This is a genomic window from Paracoccus sphaerophysae (assembly GCF_000763805.1).
Classification (GTDB): Bacteria; Pseudomonadota; Alphaproteobacteria; order Rhodobacterales; family Rhodobacteraceae; genus Paracoccus; species Paracoccus sphaerophysae.
Genome location: NZ_JRKS01000013.1, coordinates 16,850 through 33,062, shown reverse-complemented (window position 1 = coordinate 33,062; position 16,213 = coordinate 16,850). Strand labels below are relative to the sequence as shown.

Genomic DNA, 16,213 nt, shown 5'->3' with positions numbered 1-16,213 from the left:
TTACGTTTTAGCCATCGATCACATGAGGGTATGACCATGGCCGAGACCGCGACCCTGTCCTCGAAGTTCCAGATCTCGATCCCCAAGGCGATCCGCGCGGCGCAGCACTGGGAAGCCGGGCTGACCTTTGCCTTCATCCCGAAAGGCACCGGCGTCCTGCTGGTGCCGGTGCCGAAGCGAGAGGCGCTGAAAGGGCTCGCGCGCGGAGCATCTGCCACCGACTATCGCGACCGCTCGGACCGGTTCTGATGATCCTCGTCGACACGTCGGCGTGGATCGAGTGGCTCATCGGCTCGCCGACCGGCGAGAAGCTGTCCGAACATCTGCCCGAACAGGCCGAGTGGCTGGTCCCGACCATGGTCCAGTTCGAGCTGGCGAAATGGCTGACCCGCGAGGTCGGCGAGGACAAGGCGGATCAGGTCATCGCTTTCACGCAGGTCTGCCACGTCGTCCCGCTCGACACCGAGATCGCGCTGGCGGCCGCGGAAGCCTGCCGCGAGCACAAGCTCGCCACCGCCGACGCGATCATCTTCGCAACCGCCCGCGCACAGGGCGCGACGCTCCTGACCTGCGACGCGCATTTCCAGGGGCTGCCCGGCGTCTCGCTGATCGAGAAGATCAAGACCTGACACCGGGGCCGCCATTCGCGGCCAGTTCCTCGTTCAGCTTCCGCACCATCACCGCCTCGATGACTGGTAGCAGTTCGGCCATGGCGAGCGACGGCACGCCGAGCGCGTCACCAAGCGCCAGCGCCGCCGACATGTCCCAGCCGATCACCGCGCCGGGCAGCACACGAAGTTGGCCGCCGAGACGGCCGACCAGGTCCCAGACCTGCCAACCCTCCGGAGTTTCCGGACAGTTCAGCCGCGCCGGGCAGTCCGGGCAGGCTTGCGGGCAGGCTTGGCAGTAGCGCTCGCCCCCGCCGAAGGACCAGTCGGCGAGAGCGCGGAGGCGTTTTTTTCCTGCTCCAGCAGCAGGCCTTTCGAGACGTAGGTCAGCTGGAAGGCTTCGAAGATCGGCCAGACGTCGAGCAGCGCGTCGATGGCCTCGGGGCTCGGGTCGATCGCGTTGCCGTCGGCATCGCCGATGCCCTCCCAGGCGAGCACGGCGCGGCGCGCGAGCGCCCTGGCGAAGGCGACCGCGCGCTCCTCGTCGGCGGCCTCCTCTGGCACCGCCTCGACGGCCGGGTCGCTGCGAGTCGCCACCATCAGCGCCGTGGTCAGTGGGCGCAGCTGCAGCCGGACGCCGGGCCCCAGGTCATGCCAGCGCGGCGCGTTCGTCAGATCGAGCGTCAGCATCAATACGTCTCCACATCGTTCACGAGGGTGGCGGTGCACATCCGGCCGACGACGCTGTCGCGGGCGGCCTGCCAGTCGAAGGTGGCCTGCACGCCCTGCGGCCCCGAAATCTCGATCCGGGGGCGTGGCAGGTAGACGGCGTGAACAGTGAAGGTGAAGCTTTCGCCCGAGGGCAGGACGTAGGCGAATTCCATCTCGCAGGCCTCGCCGTTGATGGCCTGCGTCACCAGCGTCTGGTCGGCGAAACGGACCTCGATCCGGCCGGTCAGCGCCGCGATGGACGGGTCCGCCCCGTCAATGCGGCCGTCGTTCCGGATAGTCTCGATCCGGTCGAGGTTGTTGGCATATGTGATCTCGGCCGAGACCACATTGCCAAGGGCGGTCCCGTTCCGGGTGATCGAGCCGTTGAAATGGCCGAAGCGCTTCAGTTCCAGCGCCGCAGGCGTCCCGGCGCTCGTCGTGGTCCCGACCGTCTCGCCCTGCGCCACCAATCGGGCCGTCGCGGTCAGCAAGCCGGACCGCTGCATCTGCCAGGTGATCTGATCGAGCAAGCAACCGGAATACATCGCATAGCGCGGCACCTCGGGCATGCCGGTCTCGATCGACATGCTGGGCAACGTCCAGGACCCCGACTGGAACTCGTGGCTGTACGGGGCTTCCACACCCGTGGTCGTGGGCGCGCCGAACGCCGCCTTCAGCCAGAAGCCGAGGGCCTCGGCGTCGAGCGGCACGACGACATCGCCATCGGCCGTCACCGCGTCCTTGATCGGCGCCAGCGGATCGCGGCCGTAGCCGAGCAGCTCCGAGTTCAGCAGCGGCTGTTCCGCGCCGAGCGAGGTGCTGGCGAAGGGCATGCGGGTGAAGCCGCTGACGGGCGGCGTTCCATAGGTCGTCTCGAACGCAAGCGCCATCAGCGCCCGCGCCCCCTGGGCTCGTGCCATGGTGTTCTCCTCGGGTTGTCGGGGTCAGGCCAGTGGATCGGCCGTGGAATAGTGCAGCACCACTGGGATCGCCGCGGCCTTCAGGCTGGCCGCGCCCTCGACCGGCAGATCGACCGGGCGCGGGGCTTCGGCCTCGACCCAGTCGCAGAGCCCGCCCAGCGTGCGGTCGGCAGCGAGCGCCGAACCGATGCTTGCGGTCAGCGCGTCGAAGGCGGCGTCACGGTGGGCGCCTTGCACGACCGCCTCGATCTCGGCGCGGTGCTGGTAGTGGTAGGCGAGCGGCGACAGCGTGACCTCGGGCTCGCCCGGCTCGCCGTCGCGCACGATCAGCAGCCCCTCGGCCGGAACGCGCTCGGGCAGCACCTCGCCGCGGAGCGCAGTGGCGGGCAGCGCCGAGAGCCGCGCGTGCAGCGCGGCGAGGATGGTTTCGCGGGGTGTGGGCATGTTCAGTTCCGATGACCAAAGAAGGCGACGAATTATCAGTCTGATCAATCGTCCTTATTTGTCATCCAGTAGCAGTAGTCGCACATACTACTGTCATTGACGGACGTATTCTGAGGTGTCAGCTGCGCATTACATCGCCAACAATCACCACTTATGGTGAAGTCGCACCAAAAGCATAGTGAAGGGCCTTCCGGATCGTGGACGTAGGTATGTGATCCACATTCCGGGCAGTCGCCAACGATCGGATCACCACCATCGGTCATTGCGACATAGTCGTCGTCGCCATATTGCGCTTCCAGAAGAAGTGTAATTGTCTCTTCTTCCCCAAATCGTGCTCCGCACGCCTTGCATTTTCCTTGGATCATTGCTGGATCACCGTTCAGCGAATCCTCCTGGTAGATCAATGATGAGCCACATTTTGGGCAAGCTATCTTTTTTAGTTTATCAATATTTTCAGACCAAGGAAGTTGCTTCCAAGTAGCATCGCATGTCAGCTTCTGTTCAGAGAAAAATCTTTCTTCGCTCAGCATTATCTCCCAAGCGGACCCGAGCGCTTCGCGAGGGTCGACTTCAAGCAACGCAAAGAATCCCTCCACAAGGGGAAAGCAGTCCGCAATTGCTTGGCGAAGTGCCTGATGCGGCGCTGGAGAATGGAAATGCTCCAGATCATTACGTACCCGCTGAAGCGAGTTAACATCTCCGTTCGGCCAACGAAGGCCGAAATCCTGAAACCGCCGACGGAGTTGCCCCAGGTCGATTGTCTGGTGTCCCTCCGGCTCATGTACCACGCCACCTTTGCCATCAGGCTTAGGCGCAAAGCGCGATCCTAGAACTTCCATAGGATCAGCATCGGGCGCTTCATTGAGAAGACACTGCTTACCAAGCAGCAGAACTCCAGCATAAAAGTTGCGAACGGCGCTCACTGGGCGTCGTAGGTCGTTCGACTGGTAGTCCTCGATCCCTAGTTGGATTGAGTTCAGGGCATTCGTGAGCAGGTCGGACATGGCCCCATGCATAATCCGTTATCCTCCCGAGCACCACTTTGATTGCGGTCAATCAACTTTTCCCTCCACCCAGTTCGCCACGATCAGCCCCGGCACACTGTCCAATGCCCGGTCTGCATCCCGCGCCAGGTCCAGCCGCTTCGGCAGCTTGACCTGCGGCACCAGCAGGAAAATCGGCGCGGTGACCTTTCCGCGCCCGGTCTTGGAGCGCGATACGACCGCCTGTCCCTTCGTGTTCAGCCGCCCCTCGGCGACCAGCAGGCTCGGGCCCGTCCGGCGATAGACGAAGCGCAAGCGGAGGCCGCGTCGCCGCTCCCATTCACCGGGCGTGATCCTGCCGCCGCGCAGGGACTTGCCTGCGGCGGGCAGCGGGATCGCCAGCCAGAACCCGTCTTTGGAGCGGATCAGCGGCCCCGTGTCATGGGCGCCCACGATGACCGGGGCCTTCGACCAGACCAGCGCTGCCGCGTCGAGGCTCTCGCCCGACCTCGGGAAGTTCTGGCTCCGGATCGAGTTGGCCAGCCGGGGCCCGAGCCCCGCGCCGGTGATCTGCAACCGCCAGGCCGTCTTCAGCCCGGTCCCGGCCTCGCGCATGGCGGCGGTAACGGCGCGTTCGCCCGCCGCCACCTCCGCTGCCATCATCGCGGCGATGTCGGGATCGATGTCGAGCTTCAGTTTCACGCGAGCCTCAGGGTGACGGTCCAGACCAGCCGCTCGCGGTCACGGACGGGCTCGCCCTGAATGAGGAAGGCGTCCCCGTCGATCTCGATGCGATCGCCGGGACGCGGTGTCGGCACCTCAGCCACGCGCAGGTCGATCCGGGTGGTCTCGGACCAGAGCCGGGCGTCGCCGAAGTCGGTGACGGCATCGGCACGTCGGGCGACGATGCGCACCAGAACGGGCGCGCCGCCGTCGGCGATGTAGACCGCGTCCCGGCCGATGTTCGGATCGGCGAAGAGCGCATCCACGGCGGCGGCGAAGGCGCTCATCAGAACGCCGCGTTCAGGCGGACCCGGCCGATGGTGTCGCCCGCGCCGCTCGCCACCGCCTCGACGGCCACGCCGACGAGAGTGTTGTCGGTCGCGACCGTCGTGCAGCGCTTGTTGGTGTCGTCCCAATAGACCTTGGTGCCGACGGTCCAGGCCTGCGAGCCGACCTTCGTGATGTCGAACACGCCGACGAGCGCGGTCTCGACGGGCTCGCCGAGGGCGGCCGCCCCGGCGGCGATGCCGAAGATGGAGCCGACGAGCAGGCCATCGCCAGAGGCGACGGCATAGGGTGCGGTCAGGGTGATGGTGTTGCCGGGCTGGACGTAGTTTTTCATGGGGGTGATCCTCGTGGAAAGACGAAGGGCGGCCCGTCGATACCGCCCGCATGTCAGGGTTCAGGAAGCGCGCCTTACGCGCCCGGATTCTTGTAGAGGCCGCGCCAGTCGATGGCCTTGGCGCCGAAGTCGAGGCGGCACTTGATCTCGACGCCGTCGACGTCGAAGCCGTTGCGGGTCTCGATGTAGGCGCCTTGCTGGCCCTCGAGATAGGCGTACTCGATGGTGTCGATCTGGTTCGGGCTCGCGGCCAGATACCACGCGGTCTCGCTGGCGGCGTCGAGCCGGGGCTCGCTGATCGGCGCGAGCGTGCGGATCGACTGCGGCACCACGCTGGACGTCGCGGCGGGCACGAGGTTCTGCGCGACCAGCTGCTCGGCCTTCAACTCCAGCGATGCGGGCACGATCAGGAAGGCGGGGCGGACGTTCAGCACCGTCTTCTTGTCGAGGCCCGTCTGCTTGGCCATGGCGGCGCGGGCCGCACCGACGCTGCTGACATCAAGCGCCGCGCCTGTGCCCGCGAGGTTCTTGTGGGTGGTGTGGAACAGCGCATTGCCGTCGGCCATGGCCGGGTTGGCGGTGATGATGCCCCAGACCACGTCCGACTCCAGCTGGGCGATGGAGTTGCCGTACATCGCCGGGATCCGGGTGAAGGCGTCGAGATCGTCGTTGATCAGCGTCTGGCGGGTGATCGCGACCACCCGGCCATAGGTCTTGACCTTGTAGCTCTCTTTGCTCTCGCCGAGCGTGCCGCGCTTGAACTCGCCGCTTTCGCCGACCTCGAGCAGCTGGGGCGCTTCTCCGAGCTGGACCCGGTGCATCGCCTTGAAGTCGGTGGCGAGCACCTGGCGGCAGAACAGCATGAAAGTGCGGGGATAGGCCTCGTAGGCCTGCCGCAGGGTCTTGTTGGTGACCGCCGACAGGATCTCGGGGAAGTCCGAGGTCGAATGCAGCGCGCGTGTCGCCACCTCGTCGCGCGACAGGCCGCGCGTGTTGACCCCGGCGTTGCCGAGGCTTTCGCGGGCCAGTTCCAGCAGCGTCATGCCGCGATACTGTCGGGCGGCGTCCTCCAGCTGGAACAGCGTCGGGCTGTAGCGGTGCAGGAGCGCGTTCGCCACGGCGTCGCGGCGGGTGATGCGCTCGTCCCGGCCGCCGAGCGGCGCGGAGACATGGGGGAAGGTCCGGGTCTCGTCCGATTTCGCGGCGACCTGGTCGAGGATCAGGCGACGGGATTCGTCCACGCTGACGCCGCGTTTCACCAGATCCTCGGCGAAGCCGCGCTCGAGGTTCAGCCGCCCGGCCAGATCATAGATGGTGGAGACGCGGTCGCGTTCGGCCTCGCGGGCGCGGGTGGCGACCGCTTCGGTGTCGGGCGCGGGAGTTGCCAGCGTCTTCGGCTGGCTGCGCGTCTCGACTGCGGCGACCTTCGGGTCGGGCGCAGCCGCTTTCGGCTCGGTCATGGTGGTGTCCTCGGTATCATTCGGCTCAGTCGGCTGGGTGGTGGCGGCGGTGCCGGCGTCGCTCGCCGGGGTTTCGGTCTTGTCCGTCATCGGGATCGGTCCTTTCGTGCTTGAAGGGGCGTCCCGGCGGTGAAGGACGCAGTCGTGAAGGGGATGCTGGGCGCGGAAGCCCGCTGCCGGGTCGGCGCCGACCGCGACGGCGGAGACCTCGAAGGGTGTCCAGTCCACCGCGCGCCAGAGTTCGCGCGCGGCCTCGGGTTTCAAAACCTCGAAGCGGTGGACCTGATAGCCGATGGAGACCGCGCGGATGTGCCCGGCCTGGATGTCGCGCCAGATCGGCTCGACATCGGCGCGTTCGCTGATCCGCACCAGCGCGATGCCGCGGCCGTTCTCGATCCGGGCCGAACCCGGCACGACCGACCCGATCACGGCGTCGAGGGTGTCGAGTTCATGCACCTTCAAGAACGGCGCGCCCGCGTTCAGCCGGTCGAGCCGGACATGGGCGGGATCGAGGCTCAGTTCCTCGTCATAGGGTTCGCCGAAGAAGGTGGCGCGGCGGACACGGGCGCCTGCCGACCAGACCACCTCGACGGTCCGCGTGTCGGCATCGGCCGTGTTCGGCGCAAGCTCCGCCGACCGGCGCATGGCCGGCAGTTCGATCATCGTGTCCATGAAGGTCAGTCCTGTTGGTCGGCCTGCGCCGGTTCATTGTCCGCGTCGGCCGAGGAGTCGTCGGTGTCCGGTTCGTCGTCGGCCGGATCGGTCGCCGGATCGGTCGCCGCGTCACTGCTCTGCGCGCTGCCGGTCTTGGTGACTCGGCGCGGATCGCTGTCGAGCACCAGCCCGAGTGCGTCGAGCTTGGCATTGGTCGCGGCGATCTCGGCCAGCACCGCGTCGGGGTTGCGGCCCTGTTTCGCGATCACCTCGGCCAGCGTCATGGTGCCCGAGCGGATCGACAGCAGGTTTGCCATCGCGTCCTTCTGCGGATCGACCGCCTCGAACTTCGGCGGCGACCATTCGACCGGCACGGTCGGAGACGGGATCAGACCCGCGGCCCAGGCGGCTTCCGTGAACCAGCGCCAGCTAGGGGCGCAGAACATCGGGATGAAGAGCTGCCACTGCACGGCGTCGATCTGGCGGCGGAACTCCACGAGCCCCGCCCGGATCGAGGAATAGTTCACCTGGGAGAGGTCCCCCGTCAGCACCTCGTAGGGCACGCGGAACCCGGCCGAGATCGTGTGCAGGCTCGCACGCTTGTATTCGCCATAGCCGCCGGTGGCGGAGGGCTGGTTGAACCGGATGTCCTTGCCGCCGCGCGCATAGGCGATGAGCCCCGGCTCGAACTGCTCCACCCGGTTCCCGTCGGCATCAACCACCGAAGGCGCGATGCCCTGCTGGGCCTCGTCGTCGCCGAAGACGATGGCGGTGACGCAGGCCTCGGTCTTCTTGCGGACCAGTTCCGCCACCTCGTAATCGTCGAGATCGCGCAAGCTGCGGATCACCGGCGCGCCCCATGGAACGCCGCGCGCCTGCGTGCGCTGCTTCTCGTAGACATGGGCGATCTCGGTCGCTGGGACCGGGCGCGATCCGAGCCCACCGTTGAGCGCCCCCGACGCGTCGCCGGGGTGCTCGGCATGCAGCCAGTAGGCCCGGCGTTTGCCGACCGGGTCAAACTCGATCCCCTGCACCAGCCGCCCGGCGCCGAGGACGCCGGATTTCGTGGCATCGAGGAAGTCGGCCTCCAGCACCTGCAACTGCAGCGGCACCGGCAAGCCATCGCTGGCCCGCCGCAGACGGCGGCGCACCAGCACTTCGCCCGCCTCGACCATCTCGCGGCAGATCAGCGTCTGCAGTCCATAGAAGTCCAGCTGGCCGTCGGCGTCGCACTCCACCGTCCAGCGCTCGAACAGCGCGTCGACCTTGCGGTCGAGCTTGTCGTCGCCGCTCGCGGCGCGCGGCATGATCCCGGCACCGATGATGTTGTTCACCAGCACCGCCACGGCCTTCGCCGCATGCGGGTTGTTGCGCACGAGATCGCGCATCCGGTCGCGCAGCAGCGCTCCGGCCACGCCGATCTCGGTGTCGGCCGAGGATCCCGGCGCGCGCCAGCCGTCCGTGCGCCGTCCGCGTGCAGCGCCGTCATACCCCCGCGTCAGAGTCTCGAACGCCTGACGCGCCATCACGCGGCGGGCGGCCATGCGCGGCGCCACCGTGGCGATGGCGTGGTCGAACCAGGTCGCCGACATCAGCGATCCCCGCGGCTGAAGCCCGCGAGCCCGGCGACCGGCAGCGGGCGATTGGTGCCCGCGATGGCGCGCTCGATGGTGCGGATGCGGGCGAGCAGGTCCTCGGCCGAGCCGTAGTCCACCGACTTGCCGTCATAGCTGACGCGGGTCGTGCCGCTGGCATAGGCCCGGCGCAGCGCCGAGAGCTCGGTTTCCGTCCAGTCGGTCATGCTCAGAACCATCCTCCGCGCCGCCCGAGCCAGTCGGAGCGGCGCTTGCCCTGCGGGGCCTGTCCCGGCCGGTTGATCTGCCCGGCGGGATCGGTGTCGGTGGGGGCCGCCCCGAGCTGATCCTCGAGGTCGCGCCATTTCTCGTCGGACCAGCGGTCCGCGCCCGCGATCCAGGCGGCGGCGCGGGCATAGACCCGGCAGTCCAGCGCCTCGTTGCGCTCGCGCAGCTTCTGCCATTCCAGCCGGGCGAAGCCGCGCTTGGTGCGCACCGTCACCAGTTGTTCGGCCACGAACTGCTTCAGCCATTCGTTCTCGACCCAGTGCGGCAGATGCACCGACCCGTGCGGGAATGCCGCCCCGTCAGCCATGTCCTCATCGGTGGGGCGCGCCAGCCGCAGGAAGCGGTAGGTCTCGGCCTTGAAGGTCGACACCGCCACGGTCCAGAGCCGCGCCCCGCGCCGCAGGCGTTTGCCGCCCTCGGTCGCATCGACGAAGGTCGGCCCCGACACCGGGCTGGAGCGGTTGAACCCTTCAACGCCCTTCACCGGCGATACCTGCGCGAACCCCTGCGCCCGCGACCAGGAATAGACCGCCGGGGCCTCGTAGCCGGTGTCGATGGCCAGCCGTGCGATCCTGAGATGCGCGCCGCGCTCGTGCGGCCAGCTTCGATCCAGCAGCGCGGTCAGTTCCGACCAGGCGTCATGCCGATCAGGACCGCCTTCGATGACGACGTGATCGACGAGCCAGGACTCCAAGCCACGACCCCACGCCCAGACATCGACCTCGATCCGGTCCTTCTGCACGTCGGCCCCGGCCGTCAGGAACAGCCCGCCCGCAGGCACCGTGCCGGATGTCCAGCGCTCGCGGCGGTCGTAAAGCCGCTGCCAATCCGGAGCTTCTCCCGTCTCGACCCAGGTCTCGCCGAGGATCGTGTTCCGGAACGCCTTGATCGCCTCGTCCGAGCCCTGTGCCGCGTCCCATGCCCGCACGATCCGCTCCCAGCTCAGCCAGCCGATCGGCGAATAGAGCGCCGAGAGGTGATACCCGACCGTGGTCGGATCGGCGGCCGTGGCGGTCGCCCGCCATTCGCCCCCCTCCAGCATCGCCGTCTTGTGGTGTTCCGCGATGGGCGTCTCGCAGCCCTCACAGTGATACTCGGCCGTCTCCGGGCGGCCCTTCTGCCAGCGCAGCCGGTCGAACTTCAGCCATTGCATCGCGCCGCAATGCGGGCACGGCACGAAGAACCGGCGCTGGTCGCTGGCCTCGTATTCCCGTTCGATGCGCGACAGCCCTCTGATGGTGGGCGTCGAGACCAGCAGCACCTTGCGCCGGTGGGCGAAGGTCAGCGACCGCGCCTCGGCCAGCGTCACCGGATCGCCTTCCTCGTCGGCCGAGGCAGGATAGGCGTCGACCTCGTCGAGGAAGATGTACCGCGCCGGGGTGGACCGCAGCCCGACCGCCGAGTTGGCTCCCGTCATGATCAGGATGCCGCCCGCGAACTCCTTCGACAGCATCGTGTTGCCCGCGTCGCGCGACCGGGCGGGCTTCACCCGCTCCCGCAGCTCGGGGCTCTCGTCGATCAGCGGGTCGATCCGCTGGCGCGAATTGCGCTTGGCCAGTTCCACGGTCGGCTGGACCGCCAGCATCGGCCCCGGCGCCTGATGGATGGCGAAGCCGATCCAGTTGTTGCCCGCCTCGGTCGCGCCGACCTGCGCGGCCTTCATGAACACGATCCGCTGCGTGGGATCGCCGGGGCTCAGCCGGTCCATGATCTCGCGCATGTAGGGCGTGCGCACTGTGCGATACCGCCCGGGCTCCGCGGAGGCGCGGCCCGAGAGCATCCGGTGCCGGTCCGCCCATTCCGAAACGGTCAGGTCCGGGTCGGGCCGCAGCCCGTTGCCCCAGGCGCGCAGGATCTCGCCCGCGCCGTCGAAGTCCGTCAGTGTGTCATCTTCACCGGAAGTCGGGCCGGACCTCGGCGAGTTCGTCGAGGTGGGCGCGTACATGTTTCTCCAGGACCTTCTGCATCGCGGCTGGCTCCACGGTGATCTGCTGGCCTGTCGCGTCGCTGAACGAGGCCGAGAGCTCAGCCGCCATCAGCGCCGCCGCGCGCGCGGGCCAGGTCACCCACGCGTCCCGTTCCTCCCGCGCCAGCCGGAACACCAGCGCCAGCGCGCGGGCCCGCTCGATCAACTCCCCCTTCAGCTTCTGGAGCCGGATGCGCCGCTCCTGCGCCTTCAGCACTTCGTTGGCCGTCTTCGCCTGCAGGAACGTCGTGCCGCCGCCGACCGCCGGGACCGCCAGACCCTGTTCGCGGAGCGTGTCGCCAACAGCCGCCACCGCAGCTTCGGGGACGGGCTTCAGCTTCGGCGCGGGCGGCTTTCGGGTCTTGGACGGGTCCGTCGTCTCGGCACGCCGGGCATCGCTGGCGGCCGCGTTGATGCTGCCGTCCGGATAGAGGACCAGCCGCTCGGCCGTCTTCGCCTTCTGGATCGCACCGCGCGACAGCCCGACATGCGCGGCGTACTGGCGCTCGCTCATGCCCTGCATCGGCTGCTCCGATTATCATTCTAAATCATGTGCTTATCGAGTTGATAAGCGCGGCGGAGAGAGCGAACGTCACTCCAGCGAAGCGATGCAACTCACCAAGGAGCCACCACGATGACCAGCCGCCTGAACCCGATCACCACCCCGCGCCACGAACTCCGCGCCGAGAAGGCGCGCTGGAACAAGGAGGCCGCACTCGCCGCCTTCGTCGGCAAGAAGGCCGAGATCGACGAGATGCTCGCCCGCCTGCAGGCGCTCAGCGACGACCATTTCAACTGCGCCCCCGAAGAGGTGGGCTGGGCCATGGTCGGCACCCTCGAACACTACGCCAGCCTCCTGAAGCGCATCACCGACAGCGCCTTCGGCGAGGGCGAGCACGCCCGCTGATCTCCGGCGCTGCCGGAACTCCCGCCGCGCGCCCTGCGCGGCTCGGGGTCGTAGAAGGCGCCGCATGACGCGGGCCTCGAGCAAGGAGACGACCCCATGACCCAGATTCAGCTTTCCGACGCCCAAGCCGTCATCCTGTCCACCGCCTGCGCGCGCGAGGACGGGGCGGTCTTTCCCGTCACCGCCAGCCTCAAGGGCGGCGCCGTCGGCAACGTCTGCAAGAGCCTTCTGAAGCAGGGCCTGATCGAGGAAAACGGCGCCACGGACGTCAACACGGTCTGGCGGCACGACGAGGAGCGCGGCCCGATCACGCTGCGCGCCACCCCTCTGGCCTACAGCACCCTCGGGATCACGGACGAGCAGGACGACACGCTGCCGGCTGAGACGCCAACCGCCCCGGTCCAGCGCCGGAAGGGCACCAAGCAGGAGACCCTGATCGAGATGCTCCGCGCCGAGGGCGGCGCGACCATCGACGAGATCGTCGCCGAAACGGGCTGGCTGAGTCATACAGTCAGAGGAGCGATGTCCGGCGCCCTGAAAAAGAAGCTCGGGCTGACCATAATCTCCGAGAAGGTCGATGGCGGCGCACGTCGCTACCGCATCTGCGACATGCGCGAGGGGGCCGGGCGTTGAGCCCCGCCGACCGCCCGGACCCGCAGCACCGCATCCTCGGGATCGCGCTGCAGCTGGCGGCATATCCCCCGCTCCGCAAGCACGAGCATTCCTACGAGGCCCGAGTGCCATGGCGCCTCATCAAGGAGCTGCGCGAGGTCCTCAGGGACGCAGGGGTGGATTGGCGCGCGGTCCACGCCACGCTCCGCCAAGGGGACGCGTAGATCGGTCAGCCAATGCCCATGAGCCGCCGCCCCGCATTCTGGGCGGCGGTGTCTCATTCTGCGCTCTGGACCCGGATCGCCTCGAACAACCGACGCAGCAGGTAGCCGCGCGCCAGCGAGACGCCGACGAAGGCGAGGCCGATGGTCAGATGCTCCGCAAGCCCCGTCTCGATCCCGAACCACGGGAACACGACGATCTGCGTGGCGATGGCCAGCACATAGCCGACGACGACATTCGTCGCTGCCTCGACCATCGACATGATCCGGCTCTGCTTCACAGCGCGGCACCTCCCGCGGCCGTAACGACGGGGATTGCACCAGCAGCATCACGGTACACGGTCGCAACGTCCACGATGATCACGGTCTCGGGTCGCCGTTTCAGCACCGCGAAGAGATCCGTTTCGATGACGAGCCCCACGGTCGGACAGGGTTGTTGCTTGCCCCAGTCCGCGCAGAAGAAGGACCGGCCCGAGATGTCGGAGATGTCGTTCATCCCGGCGAGGTCGTCGCGCAGGTCCGAGACGAACAGCGCCATCCCGTCTAACGATAGTGAGTGCTTCCTCAGCACTCTCATGACTGCAAGGCATGCGAGATCGCGCCAATCGAACCGCCGGCGCTGACCGGGCCGCACAGCCACGGAAGGTCGGAAATGACCACGCGAGATCCATTGGCTCAGTTCGCCCGTCGTCATGGCGCAGGCGTCGGCGATCTCATGGATCGTCCACGTTTTCATGCCGCCTCATCCATCGGCCAGCAGTTCAGCCGCCAGAGTTCGCAGCGCATGCGCCGCAACCAGCGGAACCACTCCGTTGCCACAGAGGCGAAGCCGGTCCACCCGGTGGGCCAGCCCATCAGCGCCTCGACGAACAGCGGGTTCAAGGTCCGGCGCGGCTCGGAGGTATCGCTCCCAGCCATCGGCGTAACCAGGACCTGGCGGCCAAGCAGGCCGTTCACCGGCGTGTTCGCCAAGGTCGTCGCGCCATCCTTGTGATCGCGGGCCGTCGGCGTCATCCACATCCCCGCTGCATGGGTCAGGTCGGCCGTCCGGCGGTTGCCCGCGCTCGGCTTGCAGCCGTCGTTCGCCATCGGCGTCGGCCAGTCCCGCGCCATCCGGTCCAGACCCTTCTCGTCTTTCCTCTCGCCACCCCGGCTGCGGAAACTGTCGATCTGCGGCGTCGGCCACAGGGCGACCGTCGTGGCCAGATTCATCCCGTGCTGGCCTGCTGCCTGCGACGGCGTCGGCTTCGTCTGCCGGTTCTCGTTGGCGCTGGCCCTCGGCGTCGGCCAGAGCCGCAACAGTTCCGTCCGGTTCCCGCCACTCGACCGGGTGCCAGAGCAGGCGCGCGGGGTCGGCCAACTGATCTCCCTCGCGGATGGCGAGGATGAACAGCCGCTCGCGCTTGTGCGGCGCGCCGACCTCCGCCGCCGTGAAGAGGCCTGCCGCAAGGCGGTAGCCCATGCCGACCAGTCCGCTGGCGACTTCGGGGAAGCCGAGGCGGAGATGATGGGCGACATTCTCGAGGAACACGAAAGGCGGCTCGACCTCGCCGACGATGCGGGCGACATGCGGCCAGAGGTGCCGCGGGTCGTCCGCGCCCCGGCGTTTGCCCGCGACGGAGAACGGCTGGCACGGATAGCCCGCAGTGACGATGTCCACCGCGCCGCGCCATGGGCGGCCGTCGAAGGTGGCAACATCGTCCCAGACAACAGCCTGATCCAGGGACGCGTCTTCCATCCGCGCCACGAGAGTGGCTGCGGCGTAGGTTTCCCGTTCGACATGGCCCACAGCACGATATCCGGGGATGGCGATGGCGAGCCCGAGGTCGAGCCCGCCTGCGCCGGAGCAGAGGGAGAGGCCGAACAGGCATGCGTCTCCAGCTCCGGAAGCGCATCCGGAGGAAGGTAAAGCCAGGTCATGCATGTCACGCGGCGGTCTTGCGCTTTCGCGCGGGTTCGGGGGCTGCGTCCCTTGCCGGGGCGTCGGCGGGGGCTTCGGCATCGTCGCCCAGCCGCTCGGTCCTCACCTGCGCGAAGGTCCGACCGTCACCGTCGAGGATCGCGTCGCGGCCGGTCTCGGCCTGCCAGCGTTCCACGGCCACATCGACATAGGCCGGGCTGATCTCCATCGCGAAGACGCGGCGGCCATTGGCTTCGCCCGCCATGATCTGCGAGCCGGAGCCCGAGAACGGCTCGTAGCAGAGGCCGCCACGGGCGACATGCTGGCGCATCGGGATGCCGAAGGCGTCGAGCGGCTTCGGTGTCGGATGGTCGGGTCGATCGTCCTTGGCGAAGCTGGGCAGCGCCCATGTCGATGGCAGCGTTTCCTCGGCCACCTTCGGCGGACGGTTGGGGCGGCGCCAGCCCATGAAGCAGGGCTCGTGTTTCCACAGGTAATGCGAGCGGGTCAGAACACCGCGGTCCTTCACCCAGATGATCTGCTGGTGGACGAAGGCGCCGGCCTTTTCCCAGCAGGCTTCCAGCATCGCCTGGCGGCGCGAGGCGTGCCAGCAGTACCAGGCCGCGTCCTCTGTGATCGCCTCGGCTACCGCGGCGGCAATGAAGCCGTCGTAGAGCTCGGCGCCCTGGCTGCTGTCGTCCCAGGTCGTGCCGTAGGACGCGGACCAATCCTTGTTGCGGGTCGGATGGTTCGAGCCGTCGTAATCGACCAGATAAGGCGGGTCCGTCGCGAACAGGATCGCTCGCTCGCCGTTCATCAGGCGGCGCACATCGGCAGCGCTGGTGCTGTCGCCACAGAGCAGGCGGTGGTCACCGAGGATCCACAGATCGCTCGGGCGCGAGGCAGGATTACGCGGTGGTTCAGGGATGGTCACCGGCGGCACGGAGCCCCCGGCGCCACCCTCTTCACCGTTCCCCTCCGGCACGAAGGCCAGCAGCTTGTCCAACTCGCCGTCGGAAAAGCCCACCAGCGACAGGTCGAAATCATCGGCCAGCAGGTCGTTCAGTTCGGCAGACAGCAGCGCCTCGTCCCAAGTGCCGAGTTCGGTCAGCTTGTTGTCCGCGATCCGGTAGGCCCGCCGCTGCGCCTCGGTCAGGTGGCCCAGCACGATCACCGGCGCTTCGGTCAGCCCGAGCTGCGTCGCGGCCAGTACGCGCCCATGCCCTGCGATCAGTTCCCCGTCCTCGCCCACGAGGCACGGCACGGTCCAGCCGAACTCGGCCATGCTGGCGGCGATCTTCGCGACCTGGTCCGCGCCATGCGCTTTCGCGTTCTTCGCGTAGGGCTGGAGGCGCGACAGCGGCCACGTCTCGATCGCGTCCGGGGCGAAGCTCAGCGTCATGGTGGGCAAGGTTCCTCGGTCGGGTGGATGCCGGTGGCTTCCGGACTCCGGATGCCGGGCTGGACTCCACGCGGGGTCCAGCGGCCACCAACGGTGTCCGGTCGGAAGGCCAGCGTTCATTGGCGTTTGTGCGCGGCGTGAGTGGGTCCGGCTTCCGGGTGGCGTCCCAAAAATCCGGCCCTGTCGCTGGCGATGTCCCGCGCTTCGCCCGCCAGCAT

At 67.9% G+C, this 16,213-nt stretch carries 21 protein-coding genes and 1 pseudogene; 4 read left to right on the top strand and 18 right to left on the bottom strand.

Translation table 11 applies throughout. The annotated features are described in order from the left end of the window. Positions 1–36 precede the first annotated feature (36 nt). Entirely contained in the window at positions 37–249 is a 213-nt protein-coding gene (locus IC63_RS06080) for an AbrB/MazE/SpoVT family DNA-binding domain-containing protein (RefSeq protein WP_036718052.1), read from the top strand. Then, a complete protein-coding gene (locus IC63_RS06075; RefSeq protein WP_036717998.1) occupies positions 249–629 on the top strand; it encodes a type II toxin-antitoxin system VapC family toxin in 381 nt (126 codons plus the stop codon). Before IC63_RS06080 ends, IC63_RS06075 begins: the two co-directional genes overlap by 1 nt. On the opposite strand, the gene IC63_RS18715 is transcribed toward IC63_RS06075, so the two are convergent. From IC63_RS18715 to IC63_RS06015, 13 genes are all read right to left on the bottom strand, one after another. Beyond that, positions 619–792: a DUF7697 family protein gene (locus tag IC63_RS18715; protein ID WP_456299423.1), complete on the bottom strand. Its 174-nt coding sequence runs from the start codon at positions 790–792 to the stop codon at positions 619–621. The two genes, IC63_RS06075 and IC63_RS18715, sit on opposite strands and share 11 nt — an antisense overlap. 68 nt (positions 793–860) lie before the next feature. Continuing rightward, positions 861–1,298, bottom strand: coding sequence for a hypothetical protein (locus IC63_RS06070; RefSeq protein ID WP_036717996.1), 438 nt, complete (start codon positions 1,296–1,298; stop codon positions 861–863). After that, positions 1,298–2,239 carry a phage tail tube protein gene (locus IC63_RS06065; protein ID WP_036717994.1) on the bottom strand — a complete coding sequence of 314 codons (942 nt, stop codon included), beginning with the start codon at positions 2,237–2,239 and terminating at the stop codon, positions 1,298–1,300. Before IC63_RS06065 ends, IC63_RS06070 begins: the two co-directional genes overlap by 1 nt. 24 nt (positions 2,240–2,263) lie before the next feature. Then, complete coding sequence (locus tag IC63_RS06060) at positions 2,264–2,683, bottom strand: hypothetical protein (protein ID WP_036717992.1); 420 nt, start codon at positions 2,681–2,683, stop codon at positions 2,264–2,266. A gap of 44 nt (positions 2,684–2,727) precedes the next feature. Continuing rightward, the gene (locus IC63_RS17955; protein WP_156965373.1) at positions 2,728–3,687 is read right to left on the bottom strand and encodes a hypothetical protein; all 960 of its coding nucleotides are present in this window, start codon (positions 3,685–3,687) and stop codon (positions 2,728–2,730) included. 48 nt (positions 3,688–3,735) lie between these two features. Next, positions 3,736–4,368, bottom strand: coding sequence for a DUF6441 family protein (locus tag IC63_RS06050; RefSeq protein ID WP_036717986.1), 633 nt, complete (start codon positions 4,366–4,368; stop codon positions 3,736–3,738). Next, positions 4,365–4,676: a head-tail joining protein gene (locus IC63_RS06045; protein ID WP_036717983.1), complete on the bottom strand. Its 312-nt coding sequence runs from the start codon at positions 4,674–4,676 to the stop codon at positions 4,365–4,367. Before IC63_RS06045 ends, IC63_RS06050 begins: the two co-directional genes overlap by 4 nt. Next, entirely contained in the window at positions 4,676–5,011 is a 336-nt protein-coding gene (locus IC63_RS06040; RefSeq protein WP_036717980.1) for a DUF2190 family protein, read from the bottom strand. Before IC63_RS06040 ends, IC63_RS06045 begins: the two co-directional genes overlap by 1 nt. Before the next feature lie 74 nt (positions 5,012–5,085). After that, the gene (locus IC63_RS06035) at positions 5,086–7,143 is read right to left on the bottom strand and encodes a prohead protease/major capsid protein fusion protein (RefSeq protein WP_036717976.1); all 2,058 of its coding nucleotides are present in this window, start codon (positions 7,141–7,143) and stop codon (positions 5,086–5,088) included. Between the two features lie 5 nt (positions 7,144–7,148). Then, a complete protein-coding gene (locus tag IC63_RS06030) occupies positions 7,149–8,717 on the bottom strand; it encodes a phage portal protein (RefSeq protein WP_036717972.1) in 1,569 nt (522 codons plus the stop codon). Further along, the gene (locus IC63_RS06025) at positions 8,717–8,926 is read right to left on the bottom strand and encodes a phage head-tail joining protein (protein WP_036717969.1); all 210 of its coding nucleotides are present in this window, start codon (positions 8,924–8,926) and stop codon (positions 8,717–8,719) included. The genes IC63_RS06030 and IC63_RS06025 overlap by 1 nt, the downstream gene beginning before the upstream one ends. Positions 8,927–8,928: 2 nt before the next feature. Beyond that, entirely contained in the window at positions 8,929–10,932 is a 2,004-nt protein-coding gene (locus tag IC63_RS06020; protein WP_052041918.1) for a phage terminase large subunit family protein, read from the bottom strand. Continuing rightward, entirely contained in the window at positions 10,880–11,476 is a 597-nt protein-coding gene (locus IC63_RS06015) for a hypothetical protein (RefSeq protein WP_036717966.1), read from the bottom strand. Before IC63_RS06015 ends, IC63_RS06020 begins: the two co-directional genes overlap by 53 nt. 111 nt (positions 11,477–11,587) lie before the next feature. Here IC63_RS06015 and IC63_RS06010 point away from each other — a divergent pair, with 111 nt between their 5' ends. Both IC63_RS06010 and IC63_RS06005 read left to right on the top strand, forming a co-directional pair. Beyond that, entirely contained in the window at positions 11,588–11,860 is a 273-nt protein-coding gene (locus IC63_RS06010; protein ID WP_036717963.1) for a hypothetical protein, read from the top strand. Positions 11,861–11,956: 96 nt separating this feature from the next. Next, positions 11,957–12,493: a DUF3489 domain-containing protein gene (locus IC63_RS06005; RefSeq protein ID WP_036717960.1), complete on the top strand. Its 537-nt coding sequence runs from the start codon at positions 11,957–11,959 to the stop codon at positions 12,491–12,493. 256 nt (positions 12,494–12,749) lie between these two features. Here IC63_RS06005 and IC63_RS05995 read toward each other — a convergent pair whose 3' ends face one another. The 5 genes and pseudogenes from IC63_RS05995 to IC63_RS05975 form a co-directional block, all read right to left on the bottom strand. Next, positions 12,750–12,974 carry a DUF7220 family protein gene (locus IC63_RS05995; RefSeq protein ID WP_036717954.1) on the bottom strand — a complete coding sequence of 75 codons (225 nt, stop codon included), beginning with the start codon at positions 12,972–12,974 and terminating at the stop codon, positions 12,750–12,752. Next, on the bottom strand, positions 12,971–13,429 hold the full coding sequence (locus IC63_RS05990; RefSeq protein ID WP_084115541.1) for a MerR family transcriptional regulator: 459 nt from the start codon (positions 13,427–13,429) through the stop codon (positions 12,971–12,973). The genes IC63_RS05995 and IC63_RS05990 overlap by 4 nt, the downstream gene beginning before the upstream one ends. Continuing rightward, positions 13,426–13,905 (bottom strand): hypothetical protein, encoded by a 480-nt coding sequence (locus IC63_RS18710; RefSeq protein ID WP_036717950.1) that lies wholly within the window; start codon positions 13,903–13,905, stop codon positions 13,426–13,428. The genes IC63_RS05990 and IC63_RS18710 overlap by 4 nt, the downstream gene beginning before the upstream one ends. A gap of 205 nt (positions 13,906–14,110) precedes the next feature. Then, positions 14,111–14,617: pseudogene (locus IC63_RS18705) on the bottom strand (DNA cytosine methyltransferase); the annotation flags it as partial. Between the two features lies 1 nt (position 14,618). Beyond that, complete coding sequence (locus IC63_RS05975) at positions 14,619–15,995, bottom strand: site-specific DNA-methyltransferase (RefSeq protein ID WP_036717944.1); 1,377 nt, start codon at positions 15,993–15,995, stop codon at positions 14,619–14,621. Positions 15,996–16,213: the final 218 nt, after the last annotated feature.

What these genes read in the sequence shown, in the direction of transcription:
- IC63_RS06025 (WP_036717969.1), bottom strand. Translation starts at nt 8,926, where the DNA reads ATGACCGACTGGACGGAAACCGAGCTCTCGGCGCTGCGCCGGGCCTAT.
- IC63_RS06020 (WP_052041918.1), bottom strand. Translation starts at nt 10,932, where the DNA reads ATGTACGCGCCCACCTCGACGAACTCGCCGAGGTCCGGCCCGACTTCC.
- IC63_RS05975 (WP_036717944.1), bottom strand. Translation starts at nt 15,995, where the DNA reads ATGACGCTGAGCTTCGCCCCGGACGCGATCGAGACGTGGCCGCTGTCG.
- IC63_RS06035 (WP_036717976.1), bottom strand. Translation starts at nt 7,143, where the DNA reads ATGGACACGATGATCGAACTGCCGGCCATGCGCCGGTCGGCGGAGCTT.
- IC63_RS06005 (WP_036717960.1), top strand. Translation starts at nt 11,957, where the DNA reads ATGACCCAGATTCAGCTTTCCGACGCCCAAGCCGTCATCCTGTCCACC.
- IC63_RS06010 (WP_036717963.1), top strand. Translation starts at nt 11,588, where the DNA reads ATGACCAGCCGCCTGAACCCGATCACCACCCCGCGCCACGAACTCCGC.
- IC63_RS18710 (WP_036717950.1), bottom strand. Translation starts at nt 13,905, where the DNA reads ATGAATCTGGCCACGACGGTCGCCCTGTGGCCGACGCCGCAGATCGAC.
- IC63_RS06045 (WP_036717983.1), bottom strand. Translation starts at nt 4,676, where the DNA reads ATGAGCGCCTTCGCCGCCGCCGTGGATGCGCTCTTCGCCGATCCGAAC.
- IC63_RS17955 (WP_156965373.1), bottom strand. Translation starts at nt 3,687, where the DNA reads ATGTCCGACCTGCTCACGAATGCCCTGAACTCAATCCAACTAGGGATC.
- IC63_RS06030 (WP_036717972.1), bottom strand. Translation starts at nt 8,717, where the DNA reads ATGTCGGCGACCTGGTTCGACCACGCCATCGCCACGGTGGCGCCGCGC.
- IC63_RS06065 (WP_036717994.1), bottom strand. Translation starts at nt 2,239, where the DNA reads ATGGCACGAGCCCAGGGGGCGCGGGCGCTGATGGCGCTTGCGTTCGAG.
- IC63_RS06015 (WP_036717966.1), bottom strand. Translation starts at nt 11,476, where the DNA reads ATGCAGGGCATGAGCGAGCGCCAGTACGCCGCGCATGTCGGGCTGTCG.
- IC63_RS06075 (WP_036717998.1), top strand. Translation starts at nt 249, where the DNA reads ATGATCCTCGTCGACACGTCGGCGTGGATCGAGTGGCTCATCGGCTCG.
- IC63_RS06060 (WP_036717992.1), bottom strand. Translation starts at nt 2,683, where the DNA reads ATGCCCACACCCCGCGAAACCATCCTCGCCGCGCTGCACGCGCGGCTC.
- IC63_RS05990 (WP_084115541.1), bottom strand. Translation starts at nt 13,429, where the DNA reads ATGAAAACGTGGACGATCCATGAGATCGCCGACGCCTGCGCCATGACG.
- IC63_RS06070 (WP_036717996.1), bottom strand. Translation starts at nt 1,298, where the DNA reads ATGCTGACGCTCGATCTGACGAACGCGCCGCGCTGGCATGACCTGGGG.
- IC63_RS06040 (WP_036717980.1), bottom strand. Translation starts at nt 5,011, where the DNA reads ATGAAAAACTACGTCCAGCCCGGCAACACCATCACCCTGACCGCACCC.
- IC63_RS06080 (WP_036718052.1), top strand. Translation starts at nt 37, where the DNA reads ATGGCCGAGACCGCGACCCTGTCCTCGAAGTTCCAGATCTCGATCCCC.